Raw genomic sequence first — 25,633 nt, forward strand, 5'->3', positions numbered from 1 at the left:
TTATGTGCCCAAACATCCCCTCCCCTATTACTAGTTGTAAATACGAAAAGTGGCATCAAGAGTACACTTTTGAAAACTGTAAACTAAACAGAGCTGAATACGGTGAGTTTTTAGCGAGCTATATCACTGGAGAACATGACGGTTTCGTTCTGAACCTTAATGGGCAGTGGGGGACAGGGAAGACACAGTTCTTAAGACGCTTTTACTCACTTCTATGCTCAAAGGGACACCCCACAATCTATATTGATGCATGGGAAAGCGATTTTTCTGACGTACCTTTATCTGTAGTATCTAGCGAGCTAGTAAGTCAACTCTCTAAAATAAACGAAGGAATTGGAGACGAACTTGATGATATTAAGAACTTCTTAGGTAAAGCATTAAAAGGTGCTGTAATTGCAGGTGCAGGAATGCTGACGAAGCATTGCCTTGGTGAAGCTAGTCTTGGTGTTGAGGCTGCAAAATCAATGTTTGAGAAAACAGACGAAGGTTACCTAGATGAAGTTATGAAAAACCATGCTGATCAAATCAATGCCATCAAGGAAATAAGAAATCATTTGGCACAATTAGCAGATGTGCTTAAACAGAACTATAAATATGAGTTACCTGTTGTTGTATTAATTGACGAATTAGATAGATGCAGACCCAGCTATTCTGTGGAGATGCTGGAGGTCATTAAACATTTCTTTACAACAAAGAATTTTGTTTTCGTTGTAGCGACTGACACAGAGCAGATTAAACACGCCATATGCGCTGTTTACGGCTCAGAGTTTGACTCGTCAAGGTATTTAAGGAGATTCTTTCATAGAGAAGCACGCCTAAGTACACCAGATCTGAAGAAATATATCGACTTAATGGACTTAAAGCTTCCTGAAGATGATGACACAGTCATCTTGTATCCCGTGCTCCCTAGTTATTATGTTGAGGACACTTTCAGAACATACATTTATTGGATTGTAACTGGCTTTGGATTGGACGTAAGGGCGATAGACCAGTTAGTTGCAAAGCTCAATGCCTGTCTTAGAGTAGCTATCAAAACCTATCATTCAACTGAGTATACTCAATATATAAACTTTTTTACGCTAACAATTGCGTTAGTAGAATTCGAGATGAATCAAGAAAGCTTTGAGGCTCGCAGTGACACTTATAAGGCATTGTACGGTAAACACCAATTCAATCTTTCTAATGATATTTTACTTGATAATGACGTTGTTTTAGAAACAAATAAAACCACAAAATTGTCAGAACTCTGTCCTCTCATGCAGCACTTTGCCCATAGTTATTTATTTGACACATCTAATATGAATTTAGACAAAGGAGTATTAAGTATATTAGGTAGCAACAGCAAATCAGCTATACCTAGAGTGGACGGTAAAATTGGAGAAACCATAACCAACTCAATACGAGATACATTTAGTAAATACTCCACTAGAGATAGAGCCAAACAGAAAGTTAAATTATGGCTATGGAAAGACTACAAAACGATAGTGAAACTTGCGGGTGAACTCGAATGAGTAATGAATAATGAGTGACTAGAATTTAATACTAGGGCTTAAAAGCATTGCTGCTCTGAAGCTGAGTCGAGATCTTTGCCTGAAATTGATAAAGTGTCAGAAAGTCCAAAATCTGTTTCATATCTAACTACTTCTGTCGTTATCTTTCCTTTAGCATTTATTGTATCTTTTAAACCATTATTAAAAGTTTTAACTAAGTGATAATTGTGTCCCTTTGAATTATCAGCTTTAACCTTTGAATATTCGTACCAACGTTCTGCAATGATCACACAATCTTTGTAATTAAGCGCAACATTAGCCTCACCAGTGAGTTTTAACTTGGCTAATTCAATCTTATGCAATGCTTGTTGATAATGCTCACTGTGTAAACGTTTTGCTTCGCTTAAGTTAGTAGTACCTAAAGATGTCTTAAATTCACGTTTACCTATAGTTGAACGGAGGTCTTTAGGAACTCCCATTCTAAAATAATAAATACCCGATTTTGGGTTTCTTTGTGGAGAAGCCGTAATTCCCATTTGTACTAACCTTTTGTACCAGTTTGAAGATGTAGTGATTTTCCTGCAGGCCAATAAATATGGGCATCACAGGATAAAAGGCTTTGAGGTAGGATGGCGGTGACGGAGAGATTCGAACTCTCGATACGTTGCCGTATACACACTTTCCAGGCGTGCTCCTTCAGCCACTCGGACACGTCACCTAAGGCGCTTATAGTTTAGCGCGGCGTTATAGTATGAAAACAACCCTATAGACGCAAGGGCTTTTTAAAATGCGGTGGTTAAGTGATTAGTAATCAAACAAAAAAGGCAAGGTATAGACCTTGCCTTTTGTATATATAGACGATTCGCTCTTAACGTTGAAGCGTTGCTGAGAAATCTAACATACGGTTAAGCGACTTTAATGCGCCTTCGCGTAAATCCATATCTACAAATACTTCTTTACCCTCAGGGTCTGTCAGTGCTTCTTCAATCGCTTTTAAGCCGTTCATTGCCATCCACGGGCAATGTGCACAGCTTTTACAGGTTGCGCCTTCACCGGCTGTTGGTGCTTCAAAGAACTCTTTCTCTGGGCATAACTGCTGCATTTTGTAGAAAATGCCTCGGTCAGTCGCTACGATGAACTTTTTGTTGTCCATAGTTTGCGCTGCTTTGATTAGTTGGCTTGTTGAGCCAACCGCATCAGCTAAGGCTACAATCTCCGCAGGAGACTCTGGGTGAACCAATACAGCCGCATCTGGGTGTAAGGCTTTCATATCCTTAAGTGCTTTGGTTTTAAACTCGTCATGAACGATACAGGCGCCATTCCACATGATCATGTCTGCACCTGTGTTCTTTTGAATGTAAGAACCTAAGTGTTTATCTGGACCCCAAATGATTTTTTCGCCTTGCTCATCAAGGTGCTCAACGATTTCTAGAGCACATGAAGAAGTAACAATCCAATCTGCACGGGCTTTCACAGCTGTTGATGTATTTGCATACACTACTACCTTGCGATCAGGGTGCTGATCACAAAACGCTGAGAATTCTTCAATTGGGCAACCTACGTCTAATGAACAAGTTGCAGCAAGCGTTGGCATAACAACTGTTTTATTTGGCGTTAGGATTTTTGCTGTTTCGCCCATAAAGCGAACACCGGCTACCACAATTACATCTGCGTCGTGCTTAGCGCCAAAACGCGCCATTTCTAGCGAGTCGGCAACACAACCGCCTGTTTCTTCAGCTAGTGCTTGAATTTCAGGATCAGTGTAATAATGGGCAACAAGAACCGCGTTCTTGTCTTTTAATAATTGTTTGATACGTGCCTTATACTCAGCTTGCTCGTCTTTTGATAACGGAGCTGGCTTTGGAGGGAAGATATAATCTTCAGGCATAATTTGTTCAGCTAGACTCATTTCTCGACCACTTAGTCCACAGTGCATTCATGGCGCGAATTATACGAGAATCTTAAGCTAAAGAACAGTATTGCTGTGTGCTGTTAAGATAAATAAAGGATAACTTAGAAAGAAAAGATAAATCAGGAATGGTGGGTCATGATGGACTTGAACCATCGACCAATGGATTAAAAGTCCACTGCTCTACCAACTGAGCTAATGACCCGCTCTGGATATTAAGATGCGTAAATCCGCCGATTTGAGATACCATTTTAGAAATGGTGGGTCATGATGGACTTGAACCATCGACCAATGGATTAAAAGTCCACTGCTCTACCAACTGAGCTAATGACCCGCTCTGGATGTTAAGGTGCGTAGATCCGCCGATATAGAACCATTCGAAGAATGGTGGGTCATGATGGACTTGAACCATCGACCAATGGATTAAAAGTCCACTGCTCTACCAACTGAGCTAATGACCCGCTCTGTTGCTTATAAAAAGCTGCGTAAATCCGCCGATATAAGACCATTCAAAAAGAATGGTGGGTCATGATGGACTTGAACCATCGACCAATGGATTAAAAGTCCACTGCTCTACCAACTGAGCTAATGACCCGCTCTGATGCTTATAAAAGCTGCGTAAATCCGCCGATATGAGACCATTCAAAAAGAATGGTGGGTCATGATGGACTTGAACCATCGACCAATGGATTAAAAGTCCACTGCTCTACCAACTGAGCTAATGACCCGCTCTGACGCTTATAAAAAGCTACGTAAATCCGCCGATATAAAGCCATTCAAAGAATGGTGGGTCATGATGGACTTGAACCATCGACCAATGGATTAAAAGTCCACTGCTCTACCAACTGAGCTAATGACCCGCTCTGATGCTTATAAAAGCTGCGTAAATCCGCCGATAGAAAACCATTCAAAGAATGGTGGGTCATGATGGACTTGAACCATCGACCAATGGATTAAAAGTCCACTGCTCTACCAACTGAGCTAATGACCCGCTCTAATGCTTTTAAAAGCTATACGTAAATCCGTCGATTAAAGATTACCATTCTGAAAGAATGGTGGGTCATGATGGACTTGAACCATCGACCAATGGATTAAAAGTCCACTGCTCTACCAACTGAGCTAATGACCCGCTCTTTTTTCCGCATTTCGGCTGTTGTTACCAATCGCCTGCTGCGGGCGCTTATAATACTTATTTAAATGCTGAGTGCAACAGAAAATATCTCTTTTTTTAAGTTTTTATGTCTAGTTGCCTAATTTTAGACCGCTTATGTCAAAAAGCAGTCTAATCAGGTCAAAACTACATTTGCGACAGACGTTCTGTGGCTAATTTTGCAGCGGTGGTACTTGGGTACTGATTAATTAAATCATTAAAGGTTTTAAGGGCTTGTTCGCCTAAACCTTGCTCCGCTAATAAGTTTCCTAACTTTAACATCGCATCTGGGCGTTTATTAGAATTAGGGTATTCATTCACAACTACTTTGAAATGCTCAGTCGCACCTGCTTGATCGTTTTGAATTGTTAATAGCTGACCTAACCAATAATGTGCATTAGATGCATATACTGAATTAGGGTAAGTAGTTAAGAATGTTTGGAACTCCGGAATTGCTTGCTCATAACGTTTATCTTTCATTATTAACGCCACTGCACGCTCATAGGCTTCATTTTCAGATAAATCTGAACTAATTGCCTGTGATGCACCTACATCCGTATAAGAGTTAGTAGGTTGAGTTTGTGCGGCAGCGGGCTGGCTATAAGCTTGGCTGACTCGGTTTTCAATCTCTTGATAAAGCTCACGCTGACGCTGAAGTACTTTTTCAAGCTTGTAACTTTGCTCTTCAGTAATACCACGAACTTGGCTCACTTCGTCTTGTAAGATATTGAGCTGTTGCTGAAGCTCAGCTTGCAATAAATTACGTGACTTCATCATGTTTTCTAATGCGATTAAACGCTTTTCAATGCTCGATTGCGAGCTTGCAGCTTCTGAAACAGGAGCGGGAGCAGCCCATAACTGGGTGCTCCCGCTTAAGATCATTGCTGCCAAAATAATTTTCGGCTTCATAATGACTCTTTATTAGTAAACTAATACTGCGCGACGATTCTTCGCGAACGCTTCTTCAGTGCGAGACTTAACCATTGGCTTCTCTTCACCATAGCTCACTACTGACATTTGGCTAGCAGAAACACCTAAGCTTTGTAGGTATTTTTCTACTGCTTGACCACGATGCTCACCAAGTGCGATGTTGTACTCAGGCGTACCGCGCTCATCAGCGTGACCTTCGATTAGTACTTTAACTGATGGGTTTTGTACTAAGAATTCTGCGTGTGCTTGTAAAAGCTCCGCGTATTTGCTTTGGATTTTTGCGTTATCAAAACCAAAGTAGATGATTTGCTCTTGACGTAACGCTTCGTACTTTTCACGAAGTGCTTCTTCAGCTTGTTGCTCTGGAGTAAGCGTTGCAACTTCAACAGTATCAGTGTTTGATTGCTCAACCATACCTTGGTTAGATTGGTTTGCAGCACCCTCATCAACACCTGAAGAAGAGCTACACGCCGCTAATGTCATCACTGGCACAGCAATAAGCAGGCCTTTTAAAGTTTTATTAAGTTGCATTGAATTGATTCCTATATTGAGTAAACCAGTAAAATTACTGTAAATAAGGCGACCAAGCTGGCGCCTTAACTTGTCCATCTAGCACAGGTAAGCGAGCTTTAAAGCGACCGTCCATAGACACTAACGCCAACACCTGTTTATTATTATGAAGCGTGCTGTAGATAATCATCGAACCGTTTGGAGCGATACTCGGCGATTCATCTAGGCGAGTTCTTGTTAATACTTGAAACGCACCTGTAGCTAGCTCTTTTTTAGCAAGATGGTATTGACCGTTAGTACGATTCACCATCACTAATTCTTTTCCGTCTGGTGAAATCGAACCTGCTAAATTCATATCACCATCAAACGTCATACGTTTTGCTCTACCAGTTTGCAAATTTAACTTATAAATCTGGGCATTACCACCCCTTTCAGACGTAAACACGATATCTTGCCCATTTGGATACCAAGAAGGCTCTGTATCGATACTACGATGATTTGTTAAACGCTTTTCTTTGCGAGTTGCAAGGTCTAAAACATAGACTTCTGTTGCACCGTTACGGTCTTTTGAAAGTACTAATAATAGTTTTTTTCCATCAGGTGAAAACTGTGGTGCACCATTAATACCTGGATGGCTTGTGATTAACTCACGTTTGCCCGTATACAAATCTTGAATGTAAATTTGGCTTTGACGATTTTCAAAGGTTACATACGCAAGCTTAGTACCATCTGGTGACCAAGCTGGGGACATAAGTGGCTCTTTAGAACGAAGCAATACTTGCTCATTGTAGCCATCATAGTCAGCAACAACGAGTTGATAAGGCTTCGGTTCATTATCACGTACAATAACGTAAGCAATTTTTGTTAAAAACGCACCTTTTTCACCCGTAAGCGCTTCGTAAACTACATCGCTAATACGGTGCGCATAACGGCGAAACCCTGTTTCAGATATAACACTCTCACGAGCATCTAATACATGGTCTTGGCTCTTCACTAATTGACCATTACTCATCATTTGCGTTTCGCCGCCTGTAATTTGACCACGGATCACATCGATAAGCTCATATTTTACTAAGTAACGTCCACCCGGTTGTTGCTCAACTTGACCAACAAGTACCGCTTCAACACCTTGATTGACCCATGCACCATAATCTACATCAGCATCTTTGCCGGGTAATTGAGGCATATTTGTCACATCAATAGGTTTAAATTTACCACTACGCATCAAATCAGCTGCAATAACGGTGCTCAATTTTTCAGGGATGGGACCAACGCCCTGGTATTTAAATGGAACAACCGCTATTGGGCGTGCTCCATCAATACCTTCAGTGATAACAATTTCTAGTGCAGCACTGGCAATGCCATGAAAGCCCAGTAATACAATAAAACATGCTGTTTTTATCTGGTTGAACATATCATTCCTTTAGAATTCTGGCTTAATTGTTAAGTTAATATTTTTCAGTTGCTCGAAAACATCTTTATCAGGCGAAACTGGTAGTGTATCGGCCATACGGACAGCACGAAGAGCAGCTTCACACACTAATTTATCACCACCAAGTGATTTTACTTGAGTTACTAACCCGTTAAAACCAAGGCGAATATTAACGCGACATTGCTTATTCTTCATTTTTTCATCAATAAGTAAAGTTTGTTGAATACGCGCCATAATTAACGCTTTATATTTATCAACTTCACTCAAGACTTGTTGCTGACGTATTTTATTTCGTGCAGCCTGCTCAGCAGCTAACTGCTCTTGCAGCATTTGTTCTTGCAATGCCTGCTGACGTTTACGCTCTGCTTCAGCTTCTTTACGTTTACGCTCAGCTTCAGCTTCAGCAGCTTTACGCTTGCGCTCTGCTTCAGCTTTCTTTAACGCATCTTCTTCAGCTTTACGTTTTTCAGCTGCGGCTTTTGCTGCGGCTTCAGCTTCTTGCTTTTGCTTTTCAGCTTGCTTAGCTTTGGCACGTTCTTTCTCTTGTATTTCACGTGCTTTCTTCGCTTGAGCCTCAGCTTCTGCTTTTTCTTTCTCTTTCGCTCGGCGTTGTTGCTCTAACTTTTTAAGACGACGGTCTTCAGCTTCGCGTTGCTTACGTGCGTCATTTGCACGACGTTCAAGATCTCGAATTCGCTTTGCTTCGGCTTGTTTTTTTGCTTCTTCTTGCTTTTTAAGTTCAGCAATTTTCTGCTCAACCTTTTGTTGATCAACCGTTACTGCAGAAACCGCTTTTTCTGGTTCAGGCATAGCCGGATTCAATGTCACTTCCATTACCTTAGGAGCTGGCATATGAAAGTTCGCTGATACGACTAAGAAAACAATAATACCAAGGTGCAATAGAAGCGACTTTATTACTGATTCACGCATACTAACCCTCAAATGACTCAGTCATAAGACCCACTGAAGGCACACCGGCATTTTTCAAAAAGTCCATTAACAGCAACACTTCTTGATAAGAAACACGACCAGAACCTTTTATCATAACCGGAGTATCAGGGTTTTTCTGAAGTTGTAATTTTATAACAGCAGCTACATCAATTGCTTCCATAGGAGCTTCTGGATCAGTGCCGATACTTACATAGTACTTACCTTCAGCATCAATTGACGCAATGATAGGTGGTGTATCTTTGGTATCTACAAGATCCGATTCTTCCATTTTCGGCAAGTCCACTTTTACACCATGAGTAATAAGTGGTGCAGTTGCCATAAATATAATAAGTAGTACCAACATTACATCAATGTAAGGAACTACATTTATCTCACCTACTGGGCGACGTTTCTTACGCTGATACATTCGCTTTAGCCTCTATTTGCGCAGCTGCTTGGCGGTGTAAAATATTGGCGAACTCTTCCATGAAGTTAATGTAATTACCTTCAAGCTTTTCTACTTTATTTGCAAAACGGTTGTACGCAATAACTGCAGGGATTGCTGCGAATAAACCCATCGCTGTTGCGATAAGTGCTTCGGCGATACCCGGCGCAACCATTTGTAAAGTTGCTTGCTTAACTTCACCTAATGCAATGAATGCGTTCATGATACCCCACACCGTACCAAAAAGGCCGATATAAGGACTAATTGAACCCACTGTCGCTAAAAACGATAAACTTGATTCTAGTTTTTCAACTTCGCGTGACAAAGCCACACGCATTGAACGATGTGTGCCTTCCATTACGATGCTTGCACTTTGCGGTGAATTTTTCTTATGTCGTGCAAACTCCTTAAAACCAGCAACGAATAATGCTTCAACACCTGATGCGCCACCAGGACGAGCTGAAACTTCATTATATAATTTACTTAAGTCTATTCCTGACCAAAACTTTTGCTCAAAGCGCTTAGCGCCATTAAGTGCATCAGAAATCGCTTTTTTACGTTGAAAAATAATTGCCCATGACATTACCGACATGCCGACTAATGCCAACATTACTAGCTGGACAAGTACACTGGCTTCTAGAATAAGATCTAAAAAGTTAAGCCCTGATCCCACGTTAAACTCCTAAAAATAGATTTCTATGTAATTTGTTATATTTTTTACACTTGTATTTATTGACCACAAACATGGCCAAAAGTTATAACTAGTGTATCTAGTCAATTATGAACTGACAACGCTCTTGCTGTGAATTAGCGGCAAATAACGGTAAAAAGCAATTTGCTTAGTTATTTTTTAGCCAGATTGATTTTTACAAATACTTTTATGCATATTTTTACCTTAATAATAAGTCACTAGAGTGACGCTTAAAAGCAACCAAAACAATCAAAAACACGACGTTTATTCATAAATTACGCATAAACACCCAAAAGTACTTTTGCAAATCTACTACAGAATACTTAAACTAATCCTGAATACAGAATATGAATTTTATAAAAACCACTCTATTCATGCAGTTAAAGAGAAAATAACCACAAAGCGAACAAAAAGAAAACAATAGAATTTTTTGCTCACATTAGTTTTTTTAATCTGAAAATTAAATTTTTCTAGTTTGAAGAAAAATCCATCATTGCGTATTATTTACCTATACCGAGCTAGCAACCTCATGAAAGTTTCTTTCATTAAGCTCCGTTTTTAGCAATATGAAGTTTCGTATTGCTCTAGGTTTACTGAAATCAGGATAAAACCTTCTTTTAGTAGACCGTAGTTCCCTGAATTACTTCCTTCAACTTGTTGTTTGCCCGCATCCTTATGCGGGCTTTTTTTTGCCTGCGCAAACGTCAACGAGAATACCTATCAAAAACTTAACAGCATGTGAATTACAGGTGTTAGATGACTCTTGCCGGTATGCGGTATGCGGTATGCGGTATGCGGTATGCGGTATGCGGTAAAATCTATATTGCCATTTAAAAAGTCAACTTATCTCTATTAAAAAGCAGCCCTCTCGAGCTGCTTAATACTTATAACTTAAAGCTTTTGTAACTAACCTGAGTTTTGTTATTTATCTGGGGTTAGTCCAAAGTGCAAGTAAGCGATGTCTGATACAAGTCGTCCGCGCGGGGTACGTTGTATAAAGCCTTGTTGAATTAAAAACGGTTCTATTACATCTTCTATCGTTTCTTTTTCTTCGCCTATTGCAGCTGCAAGGTTATCAAGGCCAACTGGGCCGCCCATAAATTTTTCGATAATAGCTAATAGGTATTTTCTATCCATGTAGTCAAAACCGCTTTTATCGACATCAATCATATCGAGGGCTTGCTCTGCAACCGATGCGTTAACTTTACCGTCAGATTTAACTTGCGTGTAATCACGAACACGGCGTAACAAACGGTTCGCTATTCGCGGTGTGCCACGTGAGCGCTTGGCTATTTCTGTGGCACCTTCATTGCACATAGTTAAATCTAAAAATCTTGCTGAACGAGCAACTATTTTTGATAAATCTTCAACCGAATAAAATTCTAAACGCTGCACTATGCCAAAACGGTCTCTCAGTGGTGAGGTGAGTGAACCTGCACGGGTTGTCGCACCTATTAAAGTAAATGGCGGTAAATCAAGTTTAATTGAACGTGCGGCTGGGCCCTCACCGATCATAATATCCAGCTGATAGTCTTCCATTGCTGGATACAAAATCTCTTCGACCTGCGGGCTCAAGCGGTGAATTTCGTCAATAAACAGTACGTCACCTTCTTCAAGGTTAGTTAAAAGAGCAGCTAAATCGCCAGCTTTTTCGAGTACTGGCCCTGACGTTGTTTTAATATTAACGTTAAGCTCGTTGGCAACAATGTTTGCAAGTGTGGTTTTACCAAGACCCGGTGGACCAAATATTAATAGGTGATCCAGGGCTTCGCCACGATGGCGAGCCGCCTCGATAAATATTTCCATTTGTTGCTTAACATGCGGCTGGCCAGTGTAATCTGTTAACAGTTTTGGCCGTATGGCACGATCAACACTGTCTTCGTTACTTTGTTCACTCGCATCTATTAAGCGATCTGCTTCTATCATGGTTTACTCACAACATTGATTTTAGAGCTTCTTTAATTAGAACCTCTGTCGTCATATCTGGTTTGTTCACTGCTTTCACCGCTTTTTGTGCTTGCGGCAGCTTATAACCTAACGCCACAAGTGCAGATACTGCATCATCGGCAGCATTATTTGCCACTAGGGTATCATCACTTGCAGGCTCAATGACGGCATTATCGCTAAATGGTGTAAATAAGTCATTACCCCAATCTTTCAGTCTGTCTTTCATTTCGAGTACTAAGCGCTCAGCAGTTTTTTTACCAACCCCCGGAAGTTTAACCAGTGTGGTTGCATCTTCATTGTTTACACAACTTACAAATTGCTGTGCTGACATACCCGATAAAATCGCAAGACCTAACTTTGGCCCTACGCCATTAGCCTTTAATAGCTCTCTAAATAAAGCGCGCTCTGTTTTATTGTTAAAACCAAATAATAGCTGGGCATCTTCACGTACCACAAAATGGGTATAAATAATCGCTTGCTCACCTACTGCGGGTAAATCATAAAAGCAGGTCATAGGCATTTGCACTTCGTAGCCTACACCACTTACTTCAATAAGAATTTCTGGCGGCTGTTTTTCAACAAGTAAGCCATTTAATCGACCAATCATATTACTTCCTTAATCGTCCTCTTACGGTTTTGCTCGCACTGCCCGCAAGTTTAATTAAATTTTGTTCTGAGTGTGCATGACATATAGCAATTGCTAGAGCGTCAGCGGCATCGGCTTGAGGTGTGCCAGGCAGCTTTAAAATATTCTTTACCATATGCTGTACTTGAGACTTATCGGCTCCGCCATTACCCACAACAGCTTGCTTGATTTGCCTTGCTGAATATTCATAAACTGGCAGCTCAGCCATTGAAGCGCCAACAATGGCAGCGCCACGAGCTTGACCAAGTTTAAGTGCCGAATCAGGGTTATGTGCCATAAACACTTTTTCGATAGCAAAGCTGTCTGGGGAGAATTGCTCTACCAATTGACTGATCCCTTGGTAAATCATTTTTAAACGAACAGGAAAATCGTGATCTGCCAATTTTATGCAACCACTTCCTAAATAAGTGAACTTAGCACCTTGGTGAGCAATCACGCCGTACCCTGTTAACCGTGAACCAGGATCAATCCCTAAAATTATCGCCAACTAACTGACCCATCTATTATCATTATTATCTGTGTTAATAATGCCAGAGCACTGTATAAATTACCAGTAACCAATTGCAATTCATAAAAAATGCCCGCAATTGCGAGCATTTTATAAACACGTTTTTAGTTAGAATCTTATGCCAGTGAGCGTAATAAGCCTTGGGTATTTTTTCGCATTGTGCGCGCTATCATCAAATAACCCAAACATGCCACAAATAAGCCTCCTACTGCTGGGCCAATGACCCAAATATGAGGATGGAATTTACCAGCTAAATCGAACATTTGTTTTTGTACTATCAACAGAGCGATGTCACTGACAATGGCAGCCACTAAGCCTGCCGTAACCCCTAATAGTAAAAACTCATATAAGGTGGCATTTTTAATTAAACGCCCTTTAGCACCTAAAGTTCTTAAGATGACAATCTCTTGCATACGCTCACCTAAACTTGCTTGTACTTGTGAAATAAGCACTAAAGCTCCACAGGCAACGACAATTGCTAGTACAAAACCAATCGCTAACGATACTTGCTCTATTGTTGATCGAATCTGTTTAATAAAGCTTTCAACATCAATCACATTCACTGTTGGGTATTGACGCATTAACTCATTAAATTCGCGTTTTTTATCCGCTTTTACATTCACCGATGAAATATAAGTAGCAGGAAAACTGGCTAGCACATCAGGACTTAAAATAATAAAGAAGTTAGGTTTGAGTGTCGTCCAGTTAACTTTTCGAACACTGGTAATTTTTGCATCGAAAGACTGTGCACCTATTAAGAAAGTAAGCGTATCACCTATTTTTACATCTAAGCGTTTAAGCATAGACTCTTCAACCGATGCCTCAGCCACTGAGTTTTCACTAAACCATGTACCGTCGATAAGCTCGTTTTGATTTGGTAAGTCCTTGCGCCAAGTTAGATTTAGCTCACGGCCAATGCCAGAGCGAGCTTCTTCGTCTTTCTTTTCGTTATCTTCTTGCGATACTTCGCGGGCAACCAGCTCACCATTAACGGCGTTTACACGGCCACGAACAACAGGGTAAAAATCAGACGTTGGCATATCATTTTGCGCTAAGAAACTAGTAATAGGTTCTAGTTCTTGCTCAGTAATGTTCACTAAAAATGAATTAGGTGCATTTTCTGGAAGCTGTGACTGCCAATCCGAGATCATGTCGTTCTTCAATACAATTAAAAACAGTAACAATTTTATAGCCAATGCAAAGCTAATTAATTGTACGGCATTAACGTTGGCACGCTTTTGAATTGATGCTATCGCCAGTGACCAACTATTACCTGGGCTTAAACCGAGTTTGCGACCACCGCCAAAAATAACCTTTGATAAAGCAAATAACACCGCAATTAAAAATGCAGTTGAAAGAAACAAAATGGCACTTATTTTGATGTTATTACTAAATAACCACATGAGTAAAAACACAGTAAGCGCCGACATAGCCAAGTGCACTTTACTAACCAATAAACGGTCGCCTAAATTACGGCGCAGCACGCGCAGCGGAGGAATATCAAATAAATCGAGAAGTGGTTTAATAGAAAACATTACCGCACAAATCACGCCGGTACTAATAGCAATAATCCACGGTTTAGCAGATGCACTTGGTAGTGCTGTGCCCATGGTTTGTGCTAAATAATCTGTTGCAACTGCTTGTAAGCCATAACCAATCAGTAAACCAACTATGACCGACATTGAACAAACAAGGCTCAAGTGAAGTAAATAGATTTTACGTATCATAGCGCGGCTTCCGCCCAGCGTTTTCATCATGGCAACCGAGTCATATTGACGCTCACAATACCGTTTTGCCGATACCGCAATAGCAACAGCGGCTAAAATAATGCCAAGTAAACCAGCTAGCAATAGATAGCTCTCGGCACGATTTAAACTATTAGAAATAGGAGACTGGCGGTCTTTAACACCATACCAACGCTGGTTTTCTTTCATTTGTGGTTTTAACCACGCATAGAAGGTATCTAAATTGTCTTTGCTGCCAGCATAAAGCTGACGATAAAACACTCGACTACCCGGCTGAATTACCTCTGTAACGGCTATGTCTGCTTCATTAATTAAGATTCGCTGGCTGCTTGAAAACACATTAAACGGTGCATCAGGCTCTTCGGCTACAACATGACTAGCAGTAAACGTAGCAGCGCCAAGCTCTACTTTATCGCCCACTTTAATGTTTAACGCATAAAACACTGATTCACTTAACCACACTTCACCACGACTTGGGATATCAGCAGTTACTTGTGGTTGATCAGTCAGGCTAGTTTTTACTTTTAACTCGCCTTTTAACGGATAGGTGTTTGATACCGCTTTCACCGAGCCAAGCTGCATTTCGTCACCAGCAAATAACATGGTATCGAAATAGGTTATTTTAGCGGTACGTAAGTTTTCTTGGTTGGCTTTTTCTAAAAACTCGGCAGGTAAAGCATGGTTACTTGCTAAAACGCGATCAGCAGCAATAAAGGCACTGCTTTTTTCTTCAATACTTTGACCAATTCGGTCGGTAACCATAGACAGTGTTAAAACAGTGAGAACAGCTAAGGCAATTGCTGCACTGATCACTGTTAACTCACCGCGTTTAAACTCACGTGAAAACAGTTTTAGTGCTAATTTAGCCCACATTCGCTTGCACTCCTTCGCTTTCTTTTACAGTTACTAACTGCCCTGCTTCAATGTGTAAAATTTGCTGACACTTTTGTGCAAGCTGCTCATCATGCGTTACTAAAATAAGTGTCGTGCCGTGCTCTTTATTTAATTCAAATAATAATGACTCAATTAATTTACCGTTTTTGCTATCAAGGTTCGCTGATGGTTCATCGGCAAATAAGATTTTCGGTGTACCAATAAATGCACGCGCAATAGCTACACGCTGCTGCTCACCGCCAGATAATTGCGATGGGTAATGGCCAACACGGTGACTTAAACCTACTTTTTCAAGTAGCTCAAGCGCTTGCTGTTTCGCGTCTTTACTACCGGCAAGTTCAGCCGGTAGCATCACGTTTTCAAGTGCTGTTAAGCTTTGTACAAGCATGAAAGACTGAAACACAAACCCCACTTTTTCGGCGCGAAGTGCCGCGCGTGCTTCTTCGCCTAATTCGTGCAAAGCAGCACCATCTAAATAAATACTGCCGCTAGTTGATTGGTCAAGTCCGGCTAACAAACTTAATAAAGTAGACTTACCCGAACCAGAGGTGCCCACTACTGCAACTGAGTCACCCGACTTGACATTAAAGCTGATGTCACTGAGGATGGTCAGGTTGCCCTCAACCGTGGTGACCGTTTTAGAAAGTCCTTTAACTTGAATGATGTTTAATTGAGAAAGCGCTGACATATGATGCATCCAATCCTACGTTTTATATTCGTTTTACTGTTAGTAATCAAACCACTTACGGCAGCAGCTGACAACACAATTTTAATTTTAGGTGACAGTTTAAGCGCCGCATACGGCCTTAAACAAGAACAAGGCTGGGTTAAATTGTTACAAGATAAGTACGATGAAAAAGACCAATCTGTATATTTAGTAAACGCTAGTATTAGTGGTGAAACTACCGGCGGCGCCTTAAGACGACTCGACGCGTTACTAAGTGAATTTGAACCCACTCATGTGCTTATTGAGCTTGGCGGAAACGATGGTTTACGTGGTTTCCCTATTAAACGCCTGCAAACTAACCTACGTGATTTAATAGCGAAAAGCCAACAAATTGGGGCGAAAACCGCCATAATGGAAGTACAAATTCCACCAAACTATGGCCCTCGTTATACCAAACTTTTCACCGATAGCTTTAAAACTATTGCTGATGAAACAGATTCTGAACTCATGCCTTTTTTCATGCTTAATATTGCAGGCCGTCCTGAGCTTATGCAAAACGATAACCTCCACCCTAACGCCGATGCTCAACCATTAATACGCGACTTTATGTACAAAACGATCAACGATTGGCTAGATTAACCACTAGCCCATTGATTTAATACCGATTGCCTGAACAATAAACAGGCAATCGAACTGCGCTGATATTGATTTTTATAAAAAAAGCCGTACTATGGCTTGCAACGTCGGCATATAGCGCAGCTTGGTAGCGCACTGTCATGGGGTGTCAGGGGTCGCAGGTTCAAATCCTGCTATGCCGACCAATTTTTCCTTACCCTACTCAATAAGTTACTTAAATTTTCATATCCTTTTATCGCACCTTAAATAAACATCCCTTTATTGATATCGCACATTTATCGCACCATATTAATCTAAACTTATTTTCTCATTTTTAGGTTTGATTAGGTGTTGATTGGGGGGGATATATAGGAAGACAGCTAATGGCACCTTTGTTACCTTCCTCACGATAGAATTTATAAAAAGCTTTTCAGAAAAAAAATTTGTAATAGAGGGGCAATGAACTGTAGCACCTTATATCTGAGCTTATGCTTTTAAAAATTAGGATAGAACTGCTCCTAACTGATAGGTTTGAACGAGAAGCAGACAGCCACTCTAACACGCCTTTGGACAAAAATGAGTTACGCCTCAGGTTCCGCTCATGAAATTTCGCGACTTTCAAGTTTGATTAAGTTCTATTAATTGGACTTCCCTGTGTATTGCGCACATCCAAATTTGTAAAACTCTGGAAACCCACACTGCCTTTTACTTTAAAAGGTTTTTCAAACCCTCAAAAATAACTAATCAATTTGGGCTTTCTGAGGGCTAGAAAAGTTTTTCTGAACTTTCTTCTTTCCATACATCAATTTATATAAATGCTGTGAATAAAAATTATAATTTATATATATATCAGTTGAATAAAAATAAATTCGTACTAACCTTAAAAGGTACATACATGATAATGGAATATTTATGAGTGGACTTCATACCACCGTCAAGGTTGTAGGTTCAAAATGTAATTACGATTGTGAATATTGTTTTTACTTAGAGAAAGATACCCTTCTGAAATCTAATAAGTCGATGCAACAGGATACTCTCGAAGCATACGTACGTAATTACATTAATAGTCAAAACACACCCGAGGTTGAATTTGCTTGGCACGGCGGTGAACCCACATTAGTTGGGCTTAATTTTTTTGAAAAAGCTGTCGAATTTCAAAGAAAATATGCAGGCCAAAAAGTTATTAAAAACACCATCCAAACTAATGGCTCCAAATTGAATAACGATTGGTGTCGTTTTTTTAGAGAAAATAACTTTCTTGTAGGAATTAGCTTAGATGGCCCCGAATGGCTACAAGCAAAATACCGTACTAAACAAGGTAAGAGCGCATTCAACGAGATCCTCAGTGCGATTAAGCTTTTACAGAAAATGAATGTGCAATACAACGTATTAGCTTGTGTTACTAAAGAGTATTGCCAACATGGTGAAGAAATTTATACCTTTTTTCGTAAGCATAAGATTAAACATATTCAGTTTTCCCCAGTTGTAGAATCACTCCCCTCAAAAGATGAACAATCTCGAGGTCAGCACTTTGCCAGTAATCTCATTTTTTCTACTGCTAAATCCTACCAACAAAATAAATATAACCCACTTTCTTGGGCTGTAGATGCAAAGGAATATGGAAAGTTTCTTGTCGATATATTTAACCTTTGGATCAAAGAAGATGTAGGTAAGGTTTTTATTTTAAACTTTGAGCAGGCGTTAACTCAATATATTGGTAACCCCTCACCTAACTGTATTCACGCAAAAAATTGCGGCTCATCTTATGCCGTAGAGGCTAATGGCGACGTTTATTTTTGTGATCATGTTGCTTATCCCGAGTCAAAAATAGGTAATGTGATGACGAGTTCTTTTCAAGATATTGCTTCAAATAATAAAGATATTTTCAATAAAGAATCTCGTTTATCTGAACGATGTAAAAAATGTAATGTTCGTCAGTTATGTAATGGGGGTTGCCCTAAACATCGTTACCTTGCAGATACTGGCGAGTATGAGAATGTTCTGTGCGACGGGTATTTTCATTTTTTCAACTCAATCCAAAAGTATTTACATGCTATGACTCAATTACTGGCTAACGGTTACCCTGCTAGTTATGTCATGCAAGCATTAAATGGTCCGTTAATTCTGAAATCTTCTAACAATTAAAAGGGATAAAACTAAATGGATATAATTAAAAAATCAGTGGTTTTAACTAGCGCACTCACTCCATATATAGCCAGTGCTGACACACCTGATAGAACTCAGCTTCCAATTCCGGATGTAAGACCTCAAACTTACTCTCAATTAGATGTTAGAGATGTACAGCGACCAGATCCAACATCCCGTGTGAAAGCACCAGATGGAGCCCCCAATGTACTTGTAATATTACTCGATGATGTTGGTTTTAGTCAGTCATCACTGTTTGGTGGTGCTGTTGACATGCCAACGCTAAGTGCGCTGGCTAAACAAGGCTTAATGTATAACCAATTCCATACGACTGGCGTTAGCTCTGCTACGCGCACAGCAATATTAACAGGACGTAATCATCACCAAAATAACATGGGCTCTATTGCCGAGACGGCAACAGCTTTTCCTGGAAATACCGGTGTAAGACCTAATTACATCGCAGCATTACCTAAAATTTTGAAATACAACGGTTATAGCACGGCTATGTTTGGTAAAAACCATGAGATCCCAGCATGGGAAACAGGTCCAGCTGGGGTTCAAACCTTATGGCCAAAAGAAGTCGGGTTTGATAAGTTTTATGGCTTTTTTGGTGGGGAAACGGACCAATATCAACCAGTATTAATTGATGGTATTACTCGCATAAAAACGCCACGTAAGAAAGATTATCACTTTACTGAGGATATGACAGACAAAACCATTGAATGGCTAAATTTAGAACAAAGTTATAATGCCGATAAACCCTTCTTTATTTACTATGCGCCTGGCGCCGTACATGCGCCGCATCATGCTCCCAAAGAATGGATTGATAAGTACAAAGGTAAGTTCTCAATGGGCTGGGATAAATTGAGACAAGAAACATTTGAGCGACAAAAAGCAAATAACATTATTCCGAAAAATACGGTACTGCCGCCCATGCCAGATTTTGTTCCTAGATGGGATTCGCTCACTGCTGACGAAAAGCGTGTATTTGAACGACAAATGGAAGTATATGCTGGCTATTTAGCACATACGGATCATGAAATAGGTCGAGTTGTTGAAACACTTAAGAAAAATGGCGAGTTCGACAACACCCTAATTTTCTACATCGTAGGGGACAATGGAGCAAGTGCAGAGGGGAATAGAAATGGTAGCTTCAACTCGCTAGCTTTCTATAATGGCATTGACGAACCGTCTTCATATGCTCTGAAAAATATCGAAAAACTCGGTGGGCCAGAAAGTTTTCCACATTACGCTTCAGGTTGGGCTGTCGCTGGTGATTCGCCTTTTGTATGGACTAAGGGCATGGCATCAGATTATGGCGGTACACGAAACGCCATGGTAGTAAGTTGGCCTCATGGCATTAAAAAGAATGGTCAAAACATCCGTAGCCAGTGGTCACATGTCGTTGATATCGCTCCGACAGTATTAGAAACAGCTAAACTTCCTTTTCCTAAGAAAGTCGAAGGTATTAAGCAAATCCCTATGGCTGGGGTGAGTTTTGCGCAATCATTTAACAACCCCGATGCAGAAACAGATCACAAAGTTCAATACTTTGAGCTTGCTGGTAATCGAGCTATTTACAAAGATGGCTGGTTAGCAAGGGTTACACATTGGGCATTAACCGAATCATCAGCGAACTTCACTACCTTGCAAAAAGATGAGTGGGAGTTGTTTGACACCACACAGGATTGGTCTCTTTCTAACAATTTAGCTGATAAGTACCCCAAAAAACTCAAAGAAATGAAAAAGCTTTTCGATAAAGAAGCACAAGAGAATCATGTTTACCCAATTGATGACCGCACGCTTGAGCGTATGAATGCAGAAATAGCTGGCCGACCCGATGCGATGTTTGGTAAACAGAGTTTGACTTTATATGAAGGGGCTAAAGGTATTCCTGAAAACTCTTTTTTAAATATCAAAAATAAATCTTTTGATTTAGTTGCAAAAGTCATTACTGATGATGTGAAAAACACCAATGGTGTTGTTATTGCACAAGGCGGTAACTTCGCTGGTTGGACTTTATTTGTTAAAAACGGAGTACCAACATTCGAGTATAATTGGTTGACGTATGAGTATACTAAAGTCTCTGGTTCGGAACTCAAAAAAGGTGAAAATGAGATCAAAGTTGAATTTCGTTATGATGAAGATGGCAAAGGGGGTAAAGGGAACGCCGCAGGTTTAGGAAAAGGTGGTAATGTATACTTATACGTTAACGGCAAACTTGCAGCTAAAAAGCTGATCCCAAATACAATTGCCAGCTTATTCTCACTTGATGATGGTGTGGGTATTGGTGAAGATGAGGGTGGTGCCGTAAGTCTTGACTATGAAGCCCCTTTTACTTTTAACAAAAAAATAGAACAGGTAACGACTTCTATTGTTCAATAGATAAGATGCAATAGATAAAGGTTAACTCTAAGAGTCCCGCATTTCATTTGCGGGACTTTTGATTAACCTACTTTGATATATTATCTACTCTTCTGCCGCTTAAACTCTTCAAAAATACTGTTTACATTCACTTTTGCGCCTAGCTTTGCAGCGATTAAAAACAGGCCTGCGAGTTTTCTGTGAACAAATAAGGCATCTACAGGGGGCGCGTGCCAGTGCTCAGAGGCTGTACTCATTTTTATGCCGAGTTCTTTAATGCGTTTTGGTAAGTCGCTATTTGCAAAATCATACTCACCTTGATGGCGCAGTGGCTCGCAGGCAAGTAGAAATATCTCGACAACATTATCTATATATTCTTGAGCTAGCCCTTGTTGAAAATAGCCAATATGCTGTGCAGCTGTTGCAACCCCTGCTCTGTCATTATTTATTGCAGCAGATAATAACTGTAAGTAACCATCACTAATATGCTGAGGTAGCTCACGGGTAGCGCCAAAGTCTAAAAGCACTAAGCGTTGATTGTCGATTTGATATTGATAGTTGGCAAAGTTTGGATCTGTTTGAACTAGTTTAAAGCTAAATAATTCACGTAAAAATAGGCTTAGTAACTGTTCAACCGCTTTATTACGTAGCGCTTGCTCTGTGGTTGCCAGTTCATCTAGCTCTTGTCCTTCAACAAAGCTCATGACTAACACTTGAGAAGAACTAAGCGAATCTACCACATTTGGAATAAGGTAATTGTCGTCACCCTTTAAACACTCGCTGTAGCGTTTTAAATAATTAGCTTCTAATTCGTAGTCAGCTTCGTTTATAAGCTGTTGTTTTGCTTCATCGATAAGAGGCTGTATTTCTACCTCTTTGGGTAATAAGCCACTGAGCTTAAGAAGGTAAGCTAAGTTATCAACATCACTGGCGATACCTTTTGCAATACCTGGGTACTGAACTTTAACTGCTAGTTTTTCGCCCGATTCTCGGTAAGCAATATGCACTTGCCCTATCGATGCTGCAGCAAATGGTCTGAGTTCAAAGTGCGATAAGTGCTCTAGCCATGCATCGCCCCAATGCTCACGCATTACTTTAACTAGCTGCTTTTGCGGCATAGCTGTCGCCTCTGCACGCAGCCTTGCTAAGATTGCAGATAGCTCAGGTGTAAGTAATTCGCCACTGTCCATAGACAGTAGCTGCCCCAATTTCATTGCTGCGCCACGCAGGTTTGCAAGTTGCTCTGCAAAGCGTTGAATATTTTTTGGCTGTAACAATAACTCTTGTCGTGATGTTTGCTTACCCATAGCCCATGCTTTTGTGCCTTCAAACAACATATTACCCGCGACTTTACCAGCTAAAGAACCAAGCCGAGCAGCGCGTGAAAACCGTGATGTTGGCACAGACTTTTGTTTATTACTCATATTGCTTCACACTATTAACTTAATGCTTTGAATACGTTGATTGTCGAGGTTTAGATCGACTTTAGCTTAATCGCTTTACTCTCTTTTGTTCTATTTAATTTAGCCAACAAAAAAGCCGCATGGTTTCCCGATGCGGCTTTAAAGCTCAGAATAATTAAAGTTATTTAATAACTTCTAAGCCACCCATATATGGGCGTAATACTTCTGGAACAACAATCGAGCCGTCAGCTTGTTGGTAGTTCTCTAAGATTGCTACAAGTGTACGACCAACCGCTAAACCTGAACCGTTTAGTGTGTGTAGTAACTCTGGCTTTTTCTCGCCTTGACGACGGAAACGCGCTTGCATACGACGCGCTTGGAAATCAACCATGTTTGAACATGATGAGATTTCACGATAGGTGTTTTGTGCAGGTAACCAAACTTCTAAATCGTAAGTTTTTGCTGCGCCAAAGCCCATATCACCCGTACATAAAATTACTTTACGGTAAGGAAGCTCTAATGCTTGTAAGATTTGCTCAGCGTGACCTGTTAGTTCTTCTAGTGCTTGCATTGAATCTTCTGGTTTTACAAGTTGTACTAATTCAACTTTGTCGAATTGGTGTTGACGAATAAGACCACGTGTATCACGACCATAGCTACCAGCTTCACTACGGAAACATGGTGTGTGAGCAGTTAAGCGAATTGGTAAATCGCTTTCGTCGTAGATTTCGTCACGGGCACTGTTTGTAAGCGGTACTTCAGCAGTTGGAATTAAGCTAAAACCAGGTTGTTGCTGACCGTCGTCATCCACTAAACCTAATGTATGGAATAAGTCACCGGCAAACTTAGGTAATTGGCTTGTACCGTATAAGCTTGCGCTATTTACTAGGTAAGGCACATACATTTCTGTGTAGCCATTTTGCTCTGTGTGCGTATCAAGCATAAACTGAGTAAGAGCACGGTGCATACGGGCCACTTGGCCGCGCATAACAGTAAAACGTGCGCCACTGATTTTAACACCCATTTCAAAGTCTAGGCCGTTTACGTCTTGACCAACATCTACGTGATCTTTTACTTCAAAATCATATGACTTAGGCGTGCCCCACGTTAAAATTTCAACGTTTTGCTCTTCGTCTTCACCAACTGGCACAGACTCATCAGGTAAGTTTGGAATAGCTAGCGCGATTTGCTTAAGCTCTTCTAATACAGCGTCTTGCTCTGCTTTAACGCTGTCTAGTTGGTCACCAAGAGTACTTACTGAATCAAGCAACTGTTGTGCTTTCTCGTGCTCGCCTTTCGCTTTTGCTTGGCCGATAGCTTTGGAACTTGCATTACGCTCGCTTTGAAGTTCTTGCGTTTTTACTTGTAATGTTTTGCGTTTTTCTTCAAGTGCAGTTACCGCTGCAATATCAAGTTCGAAACCACGTGTTGCTAAACGTGCAGCCGCTTGTTCGATATCTTGACGTAAATATTTAGAATCTAACATGTTTGATTTTTAACCTTTTTGCATTACCAGCTGAAGGCCCAGCCAAGCCATAAATATACACACCACCACGTTTAAGGTGATATTGAGGGCCATTTTAAAAAAGTGACCTTGTTGCATTAGCAACAACGAATCCATTGAGAATGTTGAAAAGGTGGTCAATGCACCTAAAAAGCCAATACCAATTAAGGTTTTAGCGGGGCTAACAGCGATTATTTCTTTTTCAATCAAGCCGTATAATATGCCCATTAACAATGAACCAAGAATATTAACTGTCAACGTGCCAAAAGGGAATCCCCTACCGAGCAGTTTTAGCATGGTTTCGCTAAGAAAATAGCGCAAACACGCCCCAGAAGCACCACCCATTGCAATCATCATGTAAAGTTTCAAACTATTCATAACGTTTAATATCACTTTGCTCGTTGCGCTGGGTTAAATATTCCAGCTTTTGTTTTATTTTTTGTTCAAGCCCGCGATCTGTTGGGAAGTAATACTGACGATCATGAATTGCTTCTGGGAAATACTTCTCTCCAGCAGCAAATGCGCCTTCTTCATTGTGTGCATAACGATACTCTGCACCATAGCCTAAATCTTTCATTAGACTCGTTGGCGCATTACGTAAATGCTCTGGCACAGGATAACTCGGTTCATTTTTAGCATCTTGCATTGCTTGATTAAACGCCATATACACCGCGTTACTTTTCGGTGCGCTGGCTAAGTAAATGGTGGCCTGAGCTATAGCGCGCTCACCTTCACTTGGACCAACACGTTGAAAAATATCCCATGCATTTAGTGCTACTTCCATTGCACGTGGGTCGGCATTACCGATATCCTCTGTGGCAATCGCTAATAAACGCCTAGCCACATAAAGCGGGTCGCCGCCACCTGCTAAAATTCGGCAGTACCAATATAAAGCGCCATCAGGAGAACTACCACGCACCGATTTATGAAACGCTGAAATTAAGTCGTAGAACTCATCGCCGCCTTTGTCGTACTTGGCTAAGTGAGTTGGTAGAACTTGGCTTAAAACATGTTGATCAACAAGGTATTTGCCCTGCTGCTCAGTGGTTAAATCAACAGCTTGTTCTAGTAAGTTAAGCACTTTACGAGCATCGCCATCACTTGCTTGGCAAAGTGCTTGTTTGGCGTTATCGGCAATTTCAATGTGTTTTTGGCTTAGCTCAACGTCTTCGCGTAAAGCGCGCTCAATCACAGTAAATAAATCGGCTTGCTCAAGTGCTTTTAATACATAAACACGGGCACGAGAAAGTATTGCGTTATTAAGTGCAAATGATGGGTTTTCGGTGGTCGCGCCAACAAAAATAAAAGTACCATCTTCAATATGTGGTAAGAATGCATCTTGCTGAGATTTATTAAAGCGATGCACTTCGTCGACAAACAGTAAGGTGCGTTGTCCTCGCCCTGCAAGATTTGCTTTTGCTTCGCTTACCGCTTCACGAATGTCTTTGACACCTGCTGTGACCGCCGACATTTGAATAAGGCTTGCATCGGCATGGTTCGCAATAATTTGCGCTAACGTAGTTTTACCAACGCCTGGCGGCCCCCACAAAATGAGGCTGTGGCATCGACCTGCAAGAATGGCTTGGTAAAGAGGTTTATCGGGGCTTAAAAGGTGCTGCTGACCTATGTAGTCATTGAGTGTTTCGGGTCGCATGCGCGCCGCAAGTGGGCGCACATCAGGACCAAAATTAAATCCGAGATTACTCAA

At 40.7% G+C, this 25,633-nt stretch carries 21 protein-coding genes and 10 tRNA genes; 5 read left to right on the plus strand and 26 right to left on the minus strand.

What is annotated here, in order from left to right; genetic code table 11:
• Window positions 1-2: 2 nt before the first annotated feature.
• Window positions 3-1,511, plus strand: coding sequence for a P-loop NTPase fold protein (locus EVU92_RS13745; protein WP_130051701.1), 1,509 nt, complete (start codon window positions 3-5; stop codon window positions 1,509-1,511).
• A gap of 38 nt (window positions 1,512-1,549) precedes the next feature.
• Here the strand turns inward: EVU92_RS13745 and EVU92_RS21725 are convergent, their stop codons facing one another.
• The 22 genes from EVU92_RS21725 to EVU92_RS13855 form a co-directional block, all read right to left on the minus strand.
• Window positions 1,550-2,026 (minus strand): DUF6538 domain-containing protein, encoded by a 477-nt coding sequence (locus tag EVU92_RS21725; protein WP_205987933.1) that lies wholly within the window; start codon window positions 2,024-2,026, stop codon window positions 1,550-1,552.
• 94 nt (window positions 2,027-2,120) lie between these two features.
• A tRNA-Ser gene (locus EVU92_RS13755) sits at window positions 2,121-2,208 on the minus strand.
• A 150-nt stretch (window positions 2,209-2,358) separates the two neighbouring features.
• Window positions 2,359-3,399 carry a quinolinate synthase NadA gene (gene nadA / locus EVU92_RS13760; RefSeq protein WP_054561293.1) on the minus strand — a complete coding sequence of 347 codons (1,041 nt, stop codon included), beginning with the start codon at window positions 3,397-3,399 and terminating at the stop codon, window positions 2,359-2,361.
• Between the two features lie 129 nt (window positions 3,400-3,528).
• Window positions 3,529-3,604 (minus strand) — tRNA-Lys (locus EVU92_RS13765).
• 53 nt (window positions 3,605-3,657) lie between these two features.
• Window positions 3,658-3,733, minus strand: a tRNA-Lys gene (locus tag EVU92_RS13770).
• Between the two features lie 51 nt (window positions 3,734-3,784).
• A tRNA-Lys gene (locus tag EVU92_RS13775) sits at window positions 3,785-3,860 on the minus strand.
• Between the two features lie 58 nt (window positions 3,861-3,918).
• A tRNA-Lys gene (locus tag EVU92_RS13780) sits at window positions 3,919-3,994 on the minus strand.
• Between the two features lie 57 nt (window positions 3,995-4,051).
• Window positions 4,052-4,127 (minus strand) — tRNA-Lys (locus EVU92_RS13785).
• A gap of 56 nt (window positions 4,128-4,183) precedes the next feature.
• Window positions 4,184-4,259: transfer RNA gene (locus EVU92_RS13790), tRNA-Lys, on the minus strand.
• 55 nt (window positions 4,260-4,314) lie between these two features.
• Window positions 4,315-4,390: transfer RNA gene (locus EVU92_RS13795), tRNA-Lys, on the minus strand.
• Window positions 4,391-4,452: 62 nt separating this feature from the next.
• Window positions 4,453-4,528, minus strand: a tRNA-Lys gene (locus EVU92_RS13800).
• Between the two features lie 168 nt (window positions 4,529-4,696).
• Window positions 4,697-5,458: a tol-pal system protein YbgF gene (gene ybgF, locus EVU92_RS13805; protein ID WP_130051702.1), complete on the minus strand. Its 762-nt coding sequence runs from the start codon at window positions 5,456-5,458 to the stop codon at window positions 4,697-4,699.
• A gap of 12 nt (window positions 5,459-5,470) precedes the next feature.
• Window positions 5,471-6,010, minus strand: coding sequence for a peptidoglycan-associated lipoprotein Pal (pal, locus tag EVU92_RS13810; protein ID WP_130051703.1), 540 nt, complete (start codon window positions 6,008-6,010; stop codon window positions 5,471-5,473).
• Window positions 6,011-6,044: 34 nt separating this feature from the next.
• A complete protein-coding gene (gene tolB, locus EVU92_RS13815) occupies window positions 6,045-7,403 on the minus strand; it encodes a Tol-Pal system beta propeller repeat protein TolB (protein ID WP_130051704.1) in 1,359 nt (452 codons plus the stop codon).
• A gap of 9 nt (window positions 7,404-7,412) precedes the next feature.
• Window positions 7,413-8,351: a cell envelope integrity protein TolA gene (tolA, locus tag EVU92_RS13820; protein ID WP_130051705.1), complete on the minus strand. Its 939-nt coding sequence runs from the start codon at window positions 8,349-8,351 to the stop codon at window positions 7,413-7,415.
• A 1-nt stretch (window position 8,352) separates the two neighbouring features.
• Window positions 8,353-8,778: a protein TolR gene (gene tolR, locus EVU92_RS13825; RefSeq protein ID WP_130051706.1), complete on the minus strand. Its 426-nt coding sequence runs from the start codon at window positions 8,776-8,778 to the stop codon at window positions 8,353-8,355.
• Window positions 8,765-9,469 carry a protein TolQ gene (gene tolQ / locus EVU92_RS13830; RefSeq protein WP_130051707.1) on the minus strand — a complete coding sequence of 235 codons (705 nt, stop codon included), beginning with the start codon at window positions 9,467-9,469 and terminating at the stop codon, window positions 8,765-8,767. Before tolQ ends, tolR begins: the two co-directional genes overlap by 14 nt.
• Before the next feature lie 939 nt (window positions 9,470-10,408).
• Window positions 10,409-11,413, minus strand: a complete 1,005-nt coding sequence (gene ruvB / locus EVU92_RS13835) for a Holliday junction branch migration DNA helicase RuvB (RefSeq protein WP_130051708.1) — start codon at window positions 11,411-11,413, stop codon at window positions 10,409-10,411.
• Window positions 11,414-11,420: 7 nt separating this feature from the next.
• Window positions 11,421-12,041, minus strand: a complete 621-nt coding sequence (gene ruvA, locus EVU92_RS13840) for a Holliday junction branch migration protein RuvA (RefSeq protein WP_130051709.1) — start codon at window positions 12,039-12,041, stop codon at window positions 11,421-11,423.
• A 1-nt stretch (window position 12,042) separates the two neighbouring features.
• Window positions 12,043-12,567 (minus strand): crossover junction endodeoxyribonuclease RuvC, encoded by a 525-nt coding sequence (gene ruvC, locus EVU92_RS13845; protein ID WP_054561285.1) that lies wholly within the window; start codon window positions 12,565-12,567, stop codon window positions 12,043-12,045.
• A 137-nt stretch (window positions 12,568-12,704) separates the two neighbouring features.
• Window positions 12,705-15,206, minus strand: coding sequence for an FtsX-like permease family protein (locus EVU92_RS13850; protein WP_130051710.1), 2,502 nt, complete (start codon window positions 15,204-15,206; stop codon window positions 12,705-12,707).
• Window positions 15,196-15,915 (minus strand): ABC transporter ATP-binding protein, encoded by a 720-nt coding sequence (locus tag EVU92_RS13855; protein ID WP_130051711.1) that lies wholly within the window; start codon window positions 15,913-15,915, stop codon window positions 15,196-15,198. Before EVU92_RS13855 ends, EVU92_RS13850 begins: the two co-directional genes overlap by 11 nt.
• On the opposite strand from EVU92_RS13855, the gene EVU92_RS13860 reads away from it, so the two are divergent.
• From EVU92_RS13860 to EVU92_RS13875, 4 genes are all read left to right on the plus strand, one after another.
• Window positions 15,916-16,533: an arylesterase gene (locus EVU92_RS13860; RefSeq protein ID WP_130051712.1), complete on the plus strand. Its 618-nt coding sequence runs from the start codon at window positions 15,916-15,918 to the stop codon at window positions 16,531-16,533. It begins immediately after the preceding gene.
• A 105-nt stretch (window positions 16,534-16,638) separates the two neighbouring features.
• Window positions 16,639-16,715 (plus strand) — tRNA-Pro (locus EVU92_RS13865).
• A gap of 706 nt (window positions 16,716-17,421) precedes the next feature.
• Window positions 17,422-18,654, plus strand: coding sequence for an anaerobic sulfatase maturase (locus EVU92_RS13870; RefSeq protein WP_130051713.1), 1,233 nt, complete (start codon window positions 17,422-17,424; stop codon window positions 18,652-18,654).
• Window positions 18,655-18,669: 15 nt separating this feature from the next.
• On the plus strand, window positions 18,670-21,039 hold the full coding sequence (locus tag EVU92_RS13875; RefSeq protein WP_130051714.1) for an arylsulfatase: 2,370 nt from the start codon (window positions 18,670-18,672) through the stop codon (window positions 21,037-21,039).
• A gap of 80 nt (window positions 21,040-21,119) precedes the next feature.
• On the opposite strand, the gene EVU92_RS13880 is transcribed toward EVU92_RS13875, so the two are convergent.
• From EVU92_RS13880 to EVU92_RS13895, 4 genes are all read right to left on the minus strand, one after another.
• On the minus strand, window positions 21,120-22,442 hold the full coding sequence (locus EVU92_RS13880; RefSeq protein WP_130051715.1) for an AarF/ABC1/UbiB kinase family protein: 1,323 nt from the start codon (window positions 22,440-22,442) through the stop codon (window positions 21,120-21,122).
• Window positions 22,443-22,602: 160 nt separating this feature from the next.
• The gene (gene serS, locus EVU92_RS13885; protein ID WP_130051716.1) at window positions 22,603-23,907 is read right to left on the minus strand and encodes a serine--tRNA ligase; all 1,305 of its coding nucleotides are present in this window, start codon (window positions 23,905-23,907) and stop codon (window positions 22,603-22,605) included.
• A gap of 9 nt (window positions 23,908-23,916) precedes the next feature.
• Window positions 23,917-24,303, minus strand: coding sequence for a fluoride efflux transporter CrcB (gene crcB / locus EVU92_RS13890; protein WP_130051717.1), 387 nt, complete (start codon window positions 24,301-24,303; stop codon window positions 23,917-23,919).
• Complete coding sequence (locus tag EVU92_RS13895; protein WP_130051718.1) at window positions 24,296-25,633, minus strand: replication-associated recombination protein A; 1,338 nt, start codon at window positions 25,631-25,633, stop codon at window positions 24,296-24,298. Before EVU92_RS13895 ends, crcB begins: the two co-directional genes overlap by 8 nt.

Source organism: Pseudoalteromonas sp. MEBiC 03485, from assembly GCF_004195145.1.
Classification (GTDB): domain Bacteria; phylum Pseudomonadota; class Gammaproteobacteria; order Enterobacterales; family Alteromonadaceae; genus Pseudoalteromonas; species Pseudoalteromonas apostichopi.

Bases quoted from the DNA above. Each gene is read 5' to 3' on its own strand.
- EVU92_RS13745 (WP_130051701.1), top strand. From the start codon at position 3: ATGTGCCCAAACATCCCCTCCCCTATTACTAGTTGTAAATACGAAAAG.
- EVU92_RS21725 (WP_205987933.1), bottom strand. From the start codon at position 2,026: ATGGGAATTACGGCTTCTCCACAAAGAAACCCAAAATCGGGTATTTAT.
- nadA (WP_054561293.1), bottom strand. From the start codon at position 3,399: ATGAGTCTAGCTGAACAAATTATGCCTGAAGATTATATCTTCCCTCCA.
- ybgF (WP_130051702.1), bottom strand. From the start codon at position 5,458: ATGAAGCCGAAAATTATTTTGGCAGCAATGATCTTAAGCGGGAGCACC.
- pal (WP_130051703.1), bottom strand. From the start codon at position 6,010: ATGCAACTTAATAAAACTTTAAAAGGCCTGCTTATTGCTGTGCCAGTG.
- tolB (WP_130051704.1), bottom strand. From the start codon at position 7,403: ATGTTCAACCAGATAAAAACAGCATGTTTTATTGTATTACTGGGCTTT.
- tolA (WP_130051705.1), bottom strand. From the start codon at position 8,351: ATGCGTGAATCAGTAATAAAGTCGCTTCTATTGCACCTTGGTATTATT.
- tolR (WP_130051706.1), bottom strand. From the start codon at position 8,778: ATGTATCAGCGTAAGAAACGTCGCCCAGTAGGTGAGATAAATGTAGTT.
- ruvB (WP_130051708.1), bottom strand. From the start codon at position 11,413: ATGATAGAAGCAGATCGCTTAATAGATGCGAGTGAACAAAGTAACGAA.
- ruvA (WP_130051709.1), bottom strand. From the start codon at position 12,041: ATGATTGGTCGATTAAATGGCTTACTTGTTGAAAAACAGCCGCCAGAA.
- EVU92_RS13850 (WP_130051710.1), bottom strand. From the start codon at position 15,206: ATGTGGGCTAAATTAGCACTAAAACTGTTTTCACGTGAGTTTAAACGC.
- EVU92_RS13855 (WP_130051711.1), bottom strand. From the start codon at position 15,915: ATGTCAGCGCTTTCTCAATTAAACATCATTCAAGTTAAAGGACTTTCT.
- EVU92_RS13860 (WP_130051712.1), top strand. From the start codon at position 15,916: ATGATGCATCCAATCCTACGTTTTATATTCGTTTTACTGTTAGTAATC.
- EVU92_RS13870 (WP_130051713.1), top strand. From the start codon at position 17,422: ATGAGTGGACTTCATACCACCGTCAAGGTTGTAGGTTCAAAATGTAAT.
- EVU92_RS13875 (WP_130051714.1), top strand. From the start codon at position 18,670: ATGGATATAATTAAAAAATCAGTGGTTTTAACTAGCGCACTCACTCCA.
- EVU92_RS13880 (WP_130051715.1), bottom strand. From the start codon at position 22,442: ATGAGTAATAAACAAAAGTCTGTGCCAACATCACGGTTTTCACGCGCT.
- serS (WP_130051716.1), bottom strand. From the start codon at position 23,907: ATGTTAGATTCTAAATATTTACGTCAAGATATCGAACAAGCGGCTGCA.
- crcB (WP_130051717.1), bottom strand. From the start codon at position 24,303: ATGAATAGTTTGAAACTTTACATGATGATTGCAATGGGTGGTGCTTCT.